This is a genomic window from Polluticoccus soli, from assembly GCF_029269745.1.
Taxonomy (GTDB): Bacteria; Bacteroidota; Bacteroidia; order Chitinophagales; family Chitinophagaceae; genus Polluticoccus; species Polluticoccus soli.
In genome coordinates, this window is record NZ_JARJHT010000001.1 from 431,408 (window position 1) to 446,673 (window position 15,266).

Annotated in this window: 12 protein-coding genes; 5 read left to right on the top strand and 7 right to left on the bottom strand. The window is 47.1% G+C overall.

The genetic code is table 11. The features are described 5' to 3' along the window. Positions 1-236: 236 nt before the first annotated feature. The 5 genes from P2W83_RS02110 (at position 237) to P2W83_RS02130 (ending at position 7,230) form a co-directional block, all read left to right on the top strand. The gene (locus P2W83_RS02110; protein WP_276132031.1) at positions 237-776 is read left to right on the top strand and encodes a hypothetical protein; all 540 of its coding nucleotides are present in this window, start codon (positions 237-239) and stop codon (positions 774-776) included. A 318-nt stretch (positions 777-1,094) separates the two neighbouring features. After that, entirely contained in the window at positions 1,095-1,916 is an 822-nt protein-coding gene (locus P2W83_RS02115) for a purine-nucleoside phosphorylase (RefSeq protein ID WP_276132032.1), read from the top strand. A gap of 56 nt (positions 1,917-1,972) precedes the next feature. Then, the gene (locus P2W83_RS02120; RefSeq protein ID WP_276132033.1) at positions 1,973-3,994 is read left to right on the top strand and encodes a putative porin; all 2,022 of its coding nucleotides are present in this window, start codon (positions 1,973-1,975) and stop codon (positions 3,992-3,994) included. A 146-nt stretch (positions 3,995-4,140) separates the two neighbouring features. Further along, the gene (locus P2W83_RS02125; RefSeq protein WP_276132034.1) at positions 4,141-6,894 is read left to right on the top strand and encodes a 2-oxoglutarate dehydrogenase E1 component; all 2,754 of its coding nucleotides are present in this window, start codon (positions 4,141-4,143) and stop codon (positions 6,892-6,894) included. A gap of 78 nt (positions 6,895-6,972) precedes the next feature. Continuing rightward, entirely contained in the window at positions 6,973-7,230 is a 258-nt protein-coding gene (locus P2W83_RS02130; RefSeq protein ID WP_276132035.1) for a phosphopantetheine-binding protein, read from the top strand. A 71-nt stretch (positions 7,231-7,301) separates the two neighbouring features. Here the strand turns inward: P2W83_RS02130 and def are convergent, their stop codons facing one another. The 7 genes from def to P2W83_RS02165 form a co-directional block, all read right to left on the bottom strand. Next, complete coding sequence (def, locus tag P2W83_RS02135) at positions 7,302-7,880, bottom strand: peptide deformylase (RefSeq protein ID WP_276132036.1); 579 nt, start codon at positions 7,878-7,880, stop codon at positions 7,302-7,304. A gap of 35 nt (positions 7,881-7,915) precedes the next feature. Next, positions 7,916-8,329 carry a Holliday junction resolvase RuvX gene (gene ruvX / locus P2W83_RS02140; protein ID WP_276132037.1) on the bottom strand — a complete coding sequence of 138 codons (414 nt, stop codon included), beginning with the start codon at positions 8,327-8,329 and terminating at the stop codon, positions 7,916-7,918. Between the two features lies 1 nt (position 8,330). Beyond that, positions 8,331-10,283 carry a DNA primase gene (dnaG, locus tag P2W83_RS02145; RefSeq protein WP_276132038.1) on the bottom strand — a complete coding sequence of 651 codons (1,953 nt, stop codon included), beginning with the start codon at positions 10,281-10,283 and terminating at the stop codon, positions 8,331-8,333. Between the two features lie 20 nt (positions 10,284-10,303). Continuing rightward, a complete protein-coding gene (locus P2W83_RS02150; protein ID WP_276132039.1) occupies positions 10,304-11,221 on the bottom strand; it encodes a LolA-like protein in 918 nt (305 codons plus the stop codon). Beyond that, the gene (locus P2W83_RS02155) at positions 11,214-11,894 is read right to left on the bottom strand and encodes a 2-C-methyl-D-erythritol 4-phosphate cytidylyltransferase (protein WP_276132040.1); all 681 of its coding nucleotides are present in this window, start codon (positions 11,892-11,894) and stop codon (positions 11,214-11,216) included. Before P2W83_RS02155 ends, P2W83_RS02150 begins: the two co-directional genes overlap by 8 nt. 69 nt (positions 11,895-11,963) lie before the next feature. Then, the gene (locus P2W83_RS02160) at positions 11,964-13,556 is read right to left on the bottom strand and encodes a peptide MFS transporter (RefSeq protein WP_276132041.1); all 1,593 of its coding nucleotides are present in this window, start codon (positions 13,554-13,556) and stop codon (positions 11,964-11,966) included. A gap of 115 nt (positions 13,557-13,671) precedes the next feature. Then, a complete protein-coding gene (locus P2W83_RS02165) occupies positions 13,672-15,261 on the bottom strand; it encodes a peptide MFS transporter (RefSeq protein WP_276132042.1) in 1,590 nt (529 codons plus the stop codon). Positions 15,262-15,266: the final 5 nt, after the last annotated feature.

Here is a 15,266-nt window from a genome sequence, read left to right on the forward strand (position 1 = left end):
CGAAAAACTTAGGGGTTTTGACCATTTATGACGGCTTATTGTCTGGAAATTATTTGACTATTATGACAAATAACCCTGATTTCGGCATACAGTTTGCAAAAGAATAAGTATAAGTTTTGTTCATTTTAAGGTAACGCCCCCTTTCTTTTCGTGGAAAAGGGGCTTTGTTTTCCACAGCAGTTCCGGATGTCTGGGCTATTGTCTACTTTCGACATAACCCAAAGAGTACGAACCACATGAGTCTACTGAGCGAAGACCTCCTCCGCGATTTTAAAGAGCAAAAAGAGATGATCTACAAGCAGATCGAACTGATCGATCCGCTAGGCACACGGCTCAGGCAGCCTGCCGCAGTCAGGCTCGTTAGCAAGGGAGGGCTCATAACCGCTGAAGTGCTTTGTTATCTTTTGGCTTTGGGCAGTATCGCATTCGCGGTATTCATGCAAAAGATCTACCCGTTTTACATTCTTGCAGAGATCAGGACCGGCAAAGGTTATAGCGACCTTGGCTGGCAGAACATTGAATATTTCAACCTTGCTGTCTACGGACTTGTTGGTGTTTCCTCCGTCCTTTTCTACATCATCGCCCGCTGCATGCGCCGGATACGCCTGAAAAATGACATCCTGCATTTTGCCGGCAAACAAATAAAGGAAATGGTTGCCCAACACCTGACGCGCAAAGCCGCTATCGAGATCATAGAACAACGCCACTTCGTGGAGTTGCCACCGCTGCGTTATGAAGTAGGTGATGTAAATGCCGTGCCTAACCCGGGGTACTAATAGTTGATTTTCTAAATTTTATTATTTTTCGTATTTTTGCTATATAAATAGCAGATGCTAAAGGTATGTGCGTACATGAAAACTTGCCGGACTATCAAACACGTGAAATCTGCAACAAATCACAACAAAACTGGGATAACACAAACCCCTTGATGTTTTTGCGAAAACGTAAAATCAACAACAAATCACAACAAACCTCGAATGACGTGAGCTTGTTTCACCATGAAAATCGACAACAAAAGACAACAACCTAAAATCTAAACCCTTGATTATCATCGCCTGTTTTTCATTGTGCCGATTTCACCCTACTTTTAAACCATGAGCTTATACGAAAGGTCGCATGCGGTAGCGGCATTCCTGCAAGAGAAAACGAAGATCAAACCACAGGTAGCTATAATATTAGGCAGCGGCCTCGGCGGGCTGATAGATACAGTGAAAATAGATGCAGAGATCCCCTATACCGACATTCCGGACTTTCCTAAATCTACCGTAGAAGGGCACGAAGGCAAGATGGTATTTGGTACGCTGGCCGGCAAGCAGGTAGTGATGATGGCCGGCAGGTTCCACTACTACGAGGGCTACTCTATGGGGCAGATCACCTTCCCCATCCGCGTATTCCAGGCGCTGGGCACCGATACCCTGATACTTTCGAACGCCTGCGGAGGAATGAACGCCAAATACAAAATTGGCGACCTGATGGCGATAGCCGATCATATTAATCTTTTCCCCGAGCATCCGCTCCGTGGCGCCAACGACGACAGGCTGGGCATCCGTTTCCCGGACATGAGCGAGCCATATGATAAAAAATTAATCCAAATGGCCCTGAACATTGCCAAAGAGCAGGGGCTATTATTACATACAGGTGTATACGCCGGCTTGACGGGTCCTACTTTTGAAACCCCAGCCGAATACGTTTGGCTCGCGCGCATGGGCGCCGACGTGGTGGGCATGAGCACCGTTCCGGAAACGATCGTGGCCCGACATGCGCAGATGCGGGTATTTGCCACCAGCGTCATCACCGATCTGGGTGGCATCGACGGCCACGTCGAGCCTATTACCCACGAAGAGGTGCTGGAAGCAGCGAATGCTGCCGCACCCAAGCTGGCAGCCCTGGTAACTGCCCTTGTGGAACGAATGTAACTGTTTGAGACTGACGGCTATTACCTAACTTTGCGAGCAATTTGCAACCGCTACGATTGAACAACCGCCGGATATATTATGCTTTTGTGCTGGCCCTTGGCTGGCTTGTGCTCGCCAACGTCGCCAGTGCACAGGAACGCCAACCACAAGGTGCACCTACCACCTTCCCTACCGCACCCCAGCGCGATACCAGCACCAACAAGACCAATACCAACGAATGGCACAACGAGCAGGTATCCATATCGTTCAGGCAGCTGCACTCTGAAAAGCTGTATGAACCCGATACCACTATACACACTTTTCACCGCAGGCCATTCTCTCAACCCTGGTATCGCAACCTGGGCAACCATGGCGGCCCTACTACCAACCTGCTGTTTACCCCCGAGTACAGGGTAGGACCCACTTTGGGTTACCACATATTCGACGTGTATCGCTTCGATGTGGACAGCATCTATTATTATAACACAAACCGTCCCTACTCCACGTTCACCTTCCAATTGGGTAGTAAGCAGGAGCAGACAGCGGAACTATTGCATACGCAGAATATTCAGCCAAACTGGAATATTGCGGCCCGCTATCGTAAGATCACGTCACCGGGCTATTACAATATCCAGCGCACCAACCACGATAATGCTTACCTGAGCACCAATTACCAAAGCCGCGATCAGCACTACGAGCTATACAGCGCACTGGTGTATAATCTTGAGCAGAACGATGAGAATGGCGGGGTCGTTAGTGCTAGTTTCCTGGATTCGCCAGATTATGAAGACCCGATCATCATCCCCGTTAACTTCCAGAACGATAATTTTGGTACCAATACACGCATTCGCCGTTCAGCAGTATCTAACACCTTGCGCGACTTTTCGTTCATGGTGAACCACCGTTATGCCTTTGGTCGTACAGATACTTTATACAACGAAGATTCTACTTACTATAAATACAAATTCACTCCGAGGTTTGGCATTACACACCGTTTCCAGGCACAATCGCAAAAGTACCGATTCCGCGATTTCACACCGGATTCACTACGATACGACCCATTCTTTCAGCATTCCTTTATCGGCGATGGTCTCAGAGACTCGGTAATGATGACCCAGCGCTGGATCATGTTCGACAACCAGCTTTTGCTGGGAGGCTTTCTAGGTAAGTACGAAAACCAGCTTCGCGTAAATGCAGGCGTTGGTATTCGTCACGACAAATTCACCGACGAATATCCCAGGGGTAATATAAAGAACGCTATCTGGAGCAACTATGTTATAGCAGACGCCACCAAGGATGCTGTTGATACCGGTTCCTGGTTTTACAATGCAAAACTTATTTTTTATACCTCGGGCGAGGCAGCTGGCAACTCACTTCTGCAGGCCGAGCTGGGTAAAAACCTGAGTGCGCGCCTGGGCAATATCCTCGCAGGATTCAGGCAGGAGATCAATAACGCGCCATACAATTACACCACCTACCAAACCGATTACGATACCATACTGGCTACGTTCAATAAAGAAAGCGTTACCCGAATCTACGGTACTATTGAGAACGATTGGCTGAAACTTTCGGGTGGTGTGCGCAGCTATCTTATCAGCAACTACATCTATCTCGACGAAAAACAACTACCGGCACAATACGCACCTTCATTCAACCTGACACAGGTATGGCTGCGAAAGGTATTTAGGTGGCGCGCGGTAGTATTAGATAACGAGCTGGCTTACCAGCAGGTGGCAGGCGGCGGGCCGGTTAATGTTCCGCTATTGCTGGGCAGGCACCAATTAAGCATCGAGACCGCTGTGTTCAGAAACCTGCTGCAGATTGCCACTGGTGTGGAAGCACGTTATCATAGCCCCTACCACCAGGCAGGTTATGCACCGCTGTTTGCGCGGTTCCTTTATCAAAACTCGGTTGAGCAGAGCAATACGCCGGAGGTCTCAGCTTTCTTTAACTTTCGCATTAAGCGTTTCCGCGCTTATGTGATGGCCGACCAACTGCAATTGATGCTAAATGGCCGGGCAAATGCTGTAGCAGCACCTATCTACGGCCTGCCTAATACCATGATACGTTTCGGGTTTACGTGGACACTGATAAACTAATGTTACAAACCCTAATATGTACATATATTATTTGAATTTCTTCAATTGTACATAAGCTATTTGGATTAAATTTGCGGGGCTAGCCCGGACTTTATCTGGCTGTCCTGAATTTCAAACGAGTAAATACCCAAACGAACGGTTATACGATGAAAGATTTTTCATACGTGATGAGCTCACACCCTTCTTACATTGAGTCTTTGTACACAGACTATGTGAAAGACCCGTCAACAGTAGATCCTGAGTGGAAAAAGTTCTTTGAAGGATTCGATTTTGCTGTAACGAAAGTAAACGGTAATGGCAGCCACACTACTGCTGCGCCGACAGACAAAACACCTGTAAGTAACGAGCAACTGGCTAAGGAGCTGGCTGTATACAGCCTGATACAAGCCTACCGTAAAAAAGGACACCTGATAGCAACTACCAATCCTATCCGTCCGCGTAAAGACCGCAAACCGGAATTGGAACTACAGAACTTTGATCTGACAGAAGCCGATCTGAACAAAGAGTTCCATGCAGGTTCTTTCATTGGCCTGGGCAAAGCAAAGCTGAGCGACATCCTCGCCAAGCTGAAAAAGGTTTATGCAAGCAACGTAGGCATTCAATACACCTACATCAACCAAGGCGACAAATGCCGTTGGGTGCAGGCTGCATTCGAAGAAATGATGCAAAAGCCTTTCACCCTGAAAGAAAGAAAGCGCATACTGGAGAAGCTGAACGAAGGTGTGATCTTCGAAAAGTTCCTCCACACTAAATACATTGGCCAAAAACGTTTTGGCCTTGATGGTGGCGAAAGCACTATCCCTGCCCTCGACACCCTGATCAACGAAGGTGCAGACCTCGGTGTGCAGGAAGTGGTAATAGGCATGGCGCACCGCGGCCGCCTGAATGTGCTCGCTAACACACTGGGTAAAACCTACGAACAGATATTCTCTGAGTTTGAAGGCAACATGCCTGCCGACATGACCATGGGTAGCGGCGACGTGAAATACCACCTTGGCTTCGCATCGCACATTACTACGCCTCATGGAAAAGAAGTAAACCTGCAACTGGTGCCCAACCCTTCGCACCTGGAAGTGGTTGATCCTGTTGTTGCTGGTTTCGCTCGCGCTAAGGCAGATACACTTTACAACAACGACTACAGCAAAATACTCCCTATCCTGATACACGGCGACGCCGCAGTTGCCGGACAAGGTGTGATATACGAGCTGCTTCAAATGAGCAAGCTTCAGGGCTATGCCGTAGGTGGTACAGTCCATTTCGTCATCAACAACCAGATCGGTTTCACTACCGACTTTGATGATGCACGTTCTGCAGACTATTGCACCAGCATCGCATCTATGGTGCAGGCTCCTGTGCTGCATGTGAATGGCGATGATCCCGAAGCTGTCGTAAAAGCAGCATCACTGGCTATCGCTTACCGTCAGAAGTTTGGTGAAGACATCTTCATCGACATGGTATGCTACCGCCGCCATGGTCACAACGAGGGTGATGAACCTAAGTTCACACAACCGCAGTTGTATGCCTTGATCGACAAGCATCCTAACCCACGCGAGGTGTACACACAATACCTGCTGCAAAACGGTGAATCTGAAGCGCAGCAGCTGGCTAAGGATATGGAAAAGAACTTCTGGGACGAGCTGCAAAAGCGCCTCGACGAAGTGAAGCAAAACCCATTGCCTTACGTGTACCAAAAGCCGGAACTGTGGTGGAAAGAACTGAGACGTTCTACTGCCGAAGACTTTGGACAGTCACCGGTTACTGCTATTAAAGAAGATGAATTTAAAAACCTGCTGACTAAACTGATGCAATGGCCTGCTGAATTCAAGCCACTGCGTAAAGTGGAAAAGCTGCTGCAGGATAAAATAAAACTGTTTGAAACAGAAGGTAAGGTTGACTGGGCAACCGGTGAACTGCTGGCCTACTCCAGCCTGCTTACCTCTGGCCATGAAGTAAGACTCAGTGGTGAAGACGTAAAACGCGGTACTTTCTCGCATCGCCACGCCGTTATCTACGACGAGAAGACAAACGAAGCGCACAACAGGCTGAATCACTTCAGCGATAAGCAAGGCGCCTTCTTTATTTACAACTCTCTGCTGAGCGAGTTCGCGGTATTAGGTTTCGATTATGGCTATGCTATGGCTAATCCTAACAACCTTGTTGTTTGGGAAGCACAGTACGGCGACTTCGTAAACGGTGCCCAAACCGTGATCGACCAGTATATTTCTAGTGGCGAACAGAAATGGGCTAACATGAACGGCCTGGTAATGTTACTGCCTCACGGTTACGAAGGTGGTGGACCAGAGCACTCAAGTGCCCGCCTGGAACGCTTCCTGCAAAACTGCGCTGAGTACAACATGGTGATTACCAATATCACTACATCAGCCAACTTCTTCCATGGTTTAAGAAGGCAGCTGGCATGGCCATTCCGCAAGCCAATGGTGAACTTCTCGCCAAAAGCTAACCTGCGCCATGTACGTTCTTACTCTCCTATTGAAGATTTCACTTCAGGTGGCTTCAAAGAAGTGCTTGATGATCCAAACACTAAGACCGCTTCAAAAGTAAAACGCGTGTTGCTGTGTAGCGGTAAGATGTACTTCGACCTGAGCGAAAAACAACTGGCTGAGAACCGCGCTGATGTTGCTATCGTTCGCCTGGAACAAATTTACCCGCTGCCTGTAGCGCAACTGCAACAGCTTCGTGAAAAGTACAAGAAAGCAGAATGGGTGTGGGTACAGGAAGAACCGGCGAACATGGGTGCCCAATCATTCCTGAAGCTAAACCTGGAAAACTTCCCGATGAGCTTCATCAGCCGCCCGGCAAGCGCTTCGCCAGCAACTGGTTTTGCCAAAAAGCATGCACAGGAGCAACAGCAACTGGTTGAAAAAGCCTTTACCCTTTAAAACACAGAAATTATTTATATAACAAAAATGTGCAAAAGCCGCCGATTCGCTTAATTTTGCGGCACATTTGAAAATAGTATGGAAGATCTTAAAGTAACGCTCAAGCAACAGATCATCGATTCGCTGAACCTGCAGGGCATGAAACCGGAAAATATTGATGATAACGCGCCTTTGTTCGGTGAAGGTCTCGGGCTTGATAGCATTGATTCCCTGGAGCTAATGGTATTGCTGGAACGCAACTATGGTATTAAAATAGAAGATGCGCGCGAAGGCCGCAAAGTGCTGGGATCCGTACAGTCTATGGCGGACTATATCAGCCAGCATCGCAAGATATAATCGGGCTCAGACCCAAAAGAAAAAGCACTATACTGAGTATAGTGCTTTTTTTATGCAGGTACTGTTTGCTTTTACTTGACAAACAGCATGCGGTAATCTGTTCTTACTTTACCATTGGTAATATCATCCAGTTTCTTTTTCATCAGGCGCTTCTTCAGCGGCGGCATATAGTCAATGAACAATTTGCCATCTATATGATCGTATTCATGTTGGATAACGCGCGCTGTAATGCCTGTAAAGTCTTCTACATGCTCCACGAAGTTTTCGTCCATAAAGCGGAGCTTCAGGTGTTTTTTACGGCTTACATCTTCTCTTACTTTAGGTATGCTCAGGCAACCTTCGTTGTAAGACCACATCTCACCTGTTTCTTCAACTATGTGCGCATTGATGAATACGCGCTTAATTGGTTTTTCATTAGGATAAGTGCGTTTGTCTTCTTCATCAAACCCTTCAACTATCTGTTCTGTATCCACTACAAACAAGCGTATAGCACGGTTGATCTGCGGAGCAGCCAAACCTACACCACTGCTGTTGTACATGGTTTCCCACATATCAGCTATCAGTTTCTGCAGATCGGGGTATTCGGCCGTAATGTCGTCACAAACCTTTCTCAATACCGGATGCCCGTATGCAACAATTGGTAAATTCATTATTTAAAAACTCTTATAGCCCGCAAAGATACGAATTAGGAGCGGCTTTCGAGGTATTCCTGTAATATGATGACCGCGCTGACTGTGTCTATAAGCCCTTTGCGTTCACGGTCTTTCTTTTTCAGCCCCATCTCTGCAATAGCCTGTGAGGCCATGCGCGATGTCATACGTTCATCCACTTTCTGAATAGGAAGGTTTGGAAACACATGCTGAAACTTACCGATGAACTTTTCCACTAAAGGAGTGGCATCGGTGGCAGTGTCATCAAAATTTAAGGGATACCCAATGAGCACCTTTTCTACCTGCTCTTGCTGAAAGTACTTCTTTAGATAACCTATCAATTCATTGCTATCTACCGTTGCAAGGCCGGTGGCAATGATCTGCAAGGGATCTGTCACGGCAACACCTGTACGCTTTTTACCATAGTCCAGTGCCATTATCCTCGCCATACTACCTACTCAGCTGTTTTAGGATAACTGTTCCCATTTTCTTTACAACCTCAGACTCGGATTGCTTCAACTCCAGGAATTTCCTGTGAAGGGCCGTGATCTTGTTGATGTCTTGCTCCGTCTTTAAACGGTTCATTATTTCCGTCTGTACCAGCTTGATCTTCTTTAGTTCGAAATATGCCAGCATGCTATCCACTTCATTGATGTAGTTGAATTCGCCGTTCAGCGTTTCGATTCCGTAAGTAGTCTTCCATTTTTCACTCATTGAATCTTTGGTCTGGAACAAGCCTGCCATTCTGTGCTGGATGGCTACATCAGGGTGAGACACGAAGTAAGCGATATCAGGCAAATTGCCGAAAGTGTCTTTGTAATGGAAATAACCATCGTATATCTGTCTTACTTGTATGGTATCAATAAGATCGGGATCAACGCGGTTGTGTATCACCTCAGCAACATTCTCAGAACCTTCGTAAGCTTTTGCCCCCTGTTCCAGCAACACACGCACCAGTTCCCATTCCTGCTGCTCATCGCCTTTAGGGAGCGTCATGCTTTGCACCGGCATTTCCGGCGCATCCATTCCCTCTTCTACAGGTTCTGAAGCACGTTCATTTCGTCGCGACTGGAACTTCTTTTCACCATCTACCTTCTCGCGAATGTACTTATTGACAAGATTGATGAAACCAGCTTCTTCCACCTGCAGCTTGCGGGTAGCTTCGCGTATATAGTGGTCCTGCAGCGCAAAGTCTTCCGCCTTATTGATACGGGAGATGCTTTCTGCTATCTCGTTTACCAGCTTCGATTTTTGAACAGGGTCGCTCGCAGCTTCCTTCATGCCTACTTCGAGGCGGAAACCGATAACATCTTGCTTGTGCGTCTTTACATACTCATGAAACTTAGCCGCACCTGCTTTCTGAATGAAGCTATCCGGATCGTCCCCTTCAGGGAACAATACAAGCTTCACATTGAAGCTTTGCCCCAGCGCCATATCAAGGCCACGTAAGGCAGCCTTCACACCGGCAGCGTCGCCATCGTATAGTATGGTCAGGTTCTTTGTCAGCTGACCTATTAACCTCAGTTGATCTTCTGTTAGCGATGTACCACTACTGGCAACAACGTTCTCTACTCCACCCTGGTGTAACGAGATAACATCCGTATAACCCTCTACCAGGAAACACTCGTCCAGCTTACCGATAGCCTGCCGCGACTGGTACATACCATAAAGCACGCGGCTCTTGTTGTACAATTCATTCTCTGGCGTGTTGATGTACTTAGGAGCTTTTTCATTGCTCTTCAAGATCCGTGCACCAAAACCCAACACCCTCCCAGTCATGCTCTGTATCGGGAAGATCACACGTCCGCGGTAGACGTCGTGGTACATACCGCTACGGTTCTTGACCAGGCCTGCTTTCTCAAGCAAGTCGGCATTGTATCCTTTATTGATGGCTGTTTTATAGAAATGATCGTATCCTTCAGGATTATAACCTAGCCTGAAACGGTCGATGATCTCTTTTCTAAAACCACGTTGCTTGAAGTAAGAAAGACCTATTGTCTGCCCTTCTTCGGTTTGCAATAACGTTTGTTGGAATTGACTGGCTGCCCATTCATTAAGAATGCGTAGGCTCTCCTCAGCCAGCTGCTGCTGTTGCTGCTCCGGAGTACGCTCGCTTTCTTCAAGCGTTATCTTGTAGTAATCTGCCAGCCAGCGTATCGCCTCAGGATAAGTGAGCTTTTCGTGCTCCTGCACAAACGTGAGCACGTTACCGCCCTTACCACAACCAAAGCATTTGTAGATGCCTTTTGCGCCGGAAACATAGAACGATGGAGTCTTTTCGTGGTGGAAAGGACAGTTGGCTATATGGTTAGCTCCACGTTTCTTCAAACGCACAAATTGTCCGACAACATCCAGTATATCGGCACGGTTCAATACTTCCTGTATGGAGCTCTGGGAGATCACGAAGCGAAATTATCTCTTTTTCACGGGGTTATCACGGTTGAAAACCGCACCCGCTCACGTTTTTTGCTAAATACATGCCAGTTCCCATCATATTCCAGCCGTGCGGGTATTAAACGCTTACCCACCTGCTGCGTTCGCACCTTGATATTTACATCGAAATCATATAATCCCGCCTTGTATGAGAGAGAATAATCCCGGGCCAGGATGGTATAATCGCTTTTGCGAAACCAGGTGATAAGATCATTGTACACCACGTCATCAGCATATTCTTTTTTGGGAATCGCACGAAACACATAACAATCTTCGCCATTATATTCGTCAGAACTCAATTTAAAATCATACATCTTCGCCACATCCGGCTCAAAAATAGCCGCCTTATCACCCATCAGAGGCACACCAGACACTTTACTCCCGGGACTGAACATCAGGATCTTCAGCCTCTGTTTGTTCTTTTCTATTTGTCCTTTGCCCCGTTCATCCAGATAGCCTGCAATGCTTTCCTTCTCACCGCAAACCTTTCCATGAGTGAAAAACAGGTAGTCGTATAGCTCTGAGGTATAGTACCGGTGTTCCTTATTGTGTTTGTAGAAATCGCCTGTCGTATGCTCTTCCAACACCTGCATGGTTCGACAGCCATTAGCATACGACTGTTTCGTTCTGCTGAAAAGCGACGCCGACGCTTTGCCTTTTTTATCCAGAACCCTGATATCATTGGTAGCAGTGTAGTTGATGAAACGCAGGTTATGGAATGCCTTGAAGAAAGTCGTGTCAGTTCTCACCCGCCTGATAAACCCTGCGAGATCCCAGCCGCCACGTGCAGCTTTAATTGTGACAGCATCCATTTGTATAGGCATGGAGAAGATACTACTGTCGTAACGCTGCGCCTGTGTATTCAACGCGCAACTCAACACAAGCAATATCATCCACAACCTAGTCATACTGCATTCTATCGTTTAGCAGCGCGGTCGCAATTACCATATCCTCGGGTGTGGTCACTTTGATATTACTACGCTCTCCTTCTACCAGGAAAACCTTTGTGCCATGAGCTTCTACAACCGTAGCCTCGTCGGTGAACATTTCGATATACTGCTGCTGAAAAGCAGGCAGTATGATCTCTGAACGGAAGGTCTGTGGAGTCTGAATAATACGCAGATGGTCGCGATTGATAGGAACACTTTTCTCATCTTCTACCAGACGCATGCTCTCTGCAACCGAGATTGCCGGTATAGCGCTTCCTACTTGCAACGCTTGTTCATGGCAGCGTTGTATGAGATCAGATGTAATTAAGGGGCGAGCACCATCGTGAACAAATATCACCGAGTTCTCGCCGCAGGCTTTCAATCCATTCTGCACACTATGGAAACGCGTTTCCCCACCAGTGACGATGGTCATATCGATGCGCTCCGGGAACGATTGCAAGATCATCTGTGCATAGCTCACCTGGTCGGCGGGCAATACGAGTATGATATGAATATCGTGAAACGCTGTAAGAAATGCTTTGATAGTATGATGCAGTACAGGCTGATCCGCCAATGGCAGAAACTGCTTAGGAATGGCTGTGCCCATGCGCATGCCTTTTCCCCCGGCTACTATAACGGCGTATTTGTCCATATCAGTGCAAAAAAAACTCTTTAAGCCGGTACTACAAAGAAAAAGCCCCGCTACTGCGGGGCTTGTATTTTAGTGAACGTCTTTCATCCAGCGCTTCAATAGCGGCGAGAGCAACAGCAGCAACACACCGCAACCTATAGATACCCAGGCTATTTTCTCGAACACACCCATATAAACAGGAAGTGTTTCAACCGGGTTCACTGCAAGGCCCGTACCTTCACCACCTTCAGAAGGAATAGCCATCAGCGTACCAACAAGGCCGGCCACGTATTGACCAAATGCACTCGCCAGGAACCACATCCCCATCATCAGACCCACCATTTTTGCAGGCGATAATTTAGTGATCATCGACAAACCTATAGGCGACAGGCAAAGCTCACCGCAAGACATTACAAAGTAGCCCACTACGAACATGCCCAGCGATATCTTACCGTCTGTGCCTGCTGCATGTCCTGCAAGAACGAAAACATAGAAACTCAACCCGAGCAGTATCAACCCAATTGCAAACTTCAATGGAGAATTTGGTTCCAGTTTTTTGTTAGACAACACCAGCCATATATAACCGAACACTGGACTCAGCAAGATCACCCACACAGGATTTACCGAGTTGTTCACGGCTGCAGAAGAAAGCTCGATGCCGAAGAAGTTCATGTTCACGTTACGTGCAGCAAAGAGGTTGAGTGACCCACCACCCTGCTCGTAAAAACCCCAAAACAGGATCGAGAAGATGATCATTACCAGCGCGGCAAATATTTTCAATCTTGCTTCCAGCGATTCTTTGCCAGACAGGTACAGAATATAACCCAGTGCTATCAAACCAAACGGAACAAACACAGATCCCATCACCTTGTAGTAATATAACAGGAGCGCGAACAATGGAATAGCGATGATGCTACCGATGAACACCAGGCGTTCTTTTGTTTTGTAATTAGATATAGCCTTGTCTACAGTGATCCTTTCTGCCGGCTGGTCTTGTGGACGGTCCGCCATATCTCCCAATGCAACTTGTTCTTCTTTACCCGGCACAGGCGGTAATCCTATCGGTCCAAGGCTTTTTTGATTGGTAAGGAATACGATCAGGCCTACGATCATGAAAATACCCGCAAGCGCAAAACCTGCATGCCAGCTATAGCTTTGTCCGATCCAGCCACACAACAGGCTACCCAGGAAAGCACCTATGTTGATACCCATGTAGAACATAGAGAAACCCGCATCCCTGCGTGGATCATTAGGCGCGTAGAGGTTACCAACTATCGAAGATATGTTAGGTTTGAAGAAACCGTTACCAACAACAATGAAACCCATACCGAGGTAAAACGACCAAATGTTATGAGGAATGGCAAGCGTAAAGTTTCCTATCGCCATCAATATACCGCCCCAGAATATCGCCCGGCGAAAACCCATCAACCTGTCTGCAAGTATGCCGCCGAATACCGGCATTGCATAAACCAGCGCCTGGTATGCACCATAGGTAAGATTCGCTTTTTCATCTGGAAAAGCTTCGAAGGAAGCGCCCGATATCATGAAGAGGATAAGCAGGGCGCGCATACCATAAAAGGTAAAGCGTTCCCACATCTCGGTCATGAACAATACATAAAGTTGCTTGGGATACTTCCCCTTAAAATTCTGTATCTGTTCTACTGTTAGTGTCTCTGAAGCCATTTATAGTCTTTTAATTAATCTGAGCCAATTTAGTTCTTATTTCTGATTAACCCTTTTTATCACCCACAAAAACGCCCGCTTGAATCAAGCGGGCGTTTCAAAATTATCAATGTTCTTATCTCAGGCCATGCATCATCTTCAGCATCTTCTTCGACAACAAGAAGAGGATTACTGCAGCAGCACCTGACAGTACCACGAATATCATAAAGAAGTCGTTCAGCGTCTCAATCTTGAAACCAAAGAACGATGTTGCCTGGCCGCCCTCAGGATAAAGCTTGCTCAGCATACCCGCGAAATCATTAGCCATAGCGTTGGCAAGAAACCATACACCCATCAGCAACGAAGCAAGACGCGCAGGAGCAAGACGAGCAACCATTGACAAACCAATCGGCGACAGGCAAAGTTCACCCCATGTATGTAAGACGTACATACCAAGCAGCCAGAACATAGAAGCTTTTGTTGAAGCGTCAACGCCCTTCACACCCATCGCAATAAAAAGATAACCCAGTGCCAGCAATGAAAGACCGAAAGCTTGTTTTGTTGGAGAAGCTGGCTCTTTATCCCTCTTACCGAGGGCTGTCCAAAAGCTTGCGAACAACGGTGCAAACAGAATGATTGCGAGCGCGTTTACTGATTGGAACCATGCAGCCGGCATTTCCCAACCAAATATCATACGGTCAGTTTGCTGATCGGCGAACAGTGTAAGCGAAGCACCGGCCTGCTCAAACGCACTCCAGAAGAAGATAACAAAGAAGGCAGCGATGTAAATAACGATGATCCTGTCTCTTTCTATCTTGGTCAGGTTCGGATCGGTAATGATGAAACCTGAAGCCGTAAGTGAGGTAGCGAATACCAGCGTACTAATCCAGTTAAAATCTACAACCAGCATAAAGAATGCCCACAACGCAGCATAAATAACCAGCCAGGTACCAATACGCGTCGGTGTAAATTCTGATTTTTTTGCAGTTGACAGTTTAGGATCCTGCTGTGCAGCAAAATCTGCTTCACGGTCGTACGCAACTACTTTTTCACCTGCATCATCGGCGGCAGCAGCGTCAGATTTTGCTGGTTTGCCACCAATCTGCTTACCGTCTGCAGTGACGATATATTTATCCTTCAGCATCTGGAAAACAATCAAGCCGCATACCATACCAACTCCAGCTGCAAAAAAGCCCCATTTATAATCTACTTTGTCTGCAAGCCAGCCGCAGACAATCGGAGAGAAAAATGCGCCCAGGTTGATACCCATGTAAAATATTGAGAAGGCCGCATCAACTCTTTTGTCGCCGGGGCCGTACAGCTGATTTACCATTGTTGATATATTTGGCTTAAATAAACCATTACCCAACACTAGTGCCGTTAAGCCCGCTACAAACAATATTTTGGCCAGACCCAGATCGGTAGATACAGACGCTGCGCAGAAGAATAATATAAACTGTCCGATCGCCATCAGGATACCACCGGTAAAAATAGACCTGCGGTTACCCCAATACCTGTCGGCAATAAAACCACCGATGAGTGGGGTCAGGTAAACAACAGCAGTAAAGTTTCCGTAAATGCCCGATGCAAATTTGGAATCGAACTGCAGCATTTTGGTCATGAAAAGGATCAGGATGGCACGCATACCGTAGTAGCTGAAGCGCTCCCACATCTCAGTAAAGAACAGGACGTATAATCCTTTAGGATGGCCTTTTTGTTCGCTCATAAAAG

Coding starts and splice junctions, on each gene's coding strand:
- P2W83_RS02110 (WP_276132031.1), top strand. CDS start 237: ATGAGTCTACTGAGCGAAGACCTCCTCCGCGATTTTAAAGAGCAAAAA.
- P2W83_RS02115 (WP_276132032.1), top strand. CDS start 1,095: ATGAGCTTATACGAAAGGTCGCATGCGGTAGCGGCATTCCTGCAAGAG.
- P2W83_RS02125 (WP_276132034.1), top strand. CDS start 4,141: ATGAAAGATTTTTCATACGTGATGAGCTCACACCCTTCTTACATTGAG.
- P2W83_RS02130 (WP_276132035.1), top strand. CDS start 6,973: ATGGAAGATCTTAAAGTAACGCTCAAGCAACAGATCATCGATTCGCTG.
- def (WP_276132036.1), bottom strand. CDS start 7,880: ATGAATTTACCAATTGTTGCATACGGGCATCCGGTATTGAGAAAGGTT.
- ruvX (WP_276132037.1), bottom strand. CDS start 8,329: ATGGCGAGGATAATGGCACTGGACTATGGTAAAAAGCGTACAGGTGTT.
- P2W83_RS02150 (WP_276132039.1), bottom strand. CDS start 11,221: ATGACTAGGTTGTGGATGATATTGCTTGTGTTGAGTTGCGCGTTGAAT.
- P2W83_RS02155 (WP_276132040.1), bottom strand. CDS start 11,894: ATGGACAAATACGCCGTTATAGTAGCCGGGGGAAAAGGCATGCGCATG.
- P2W83_RS02160 (WP_276132041.1), bottom strand. CDS start 13,556: ATGGCTTCAGAGACACTAACAGTAGAACAGATACAGAATTTTAAGGGG.
- P2W83_RS02165 (WP_276132042.1), bottom strand. CDS start 15,261: ATGAGCGAACAAAAAGGCCATCCTAAAGGATTATACGTCCTGTTCTTT.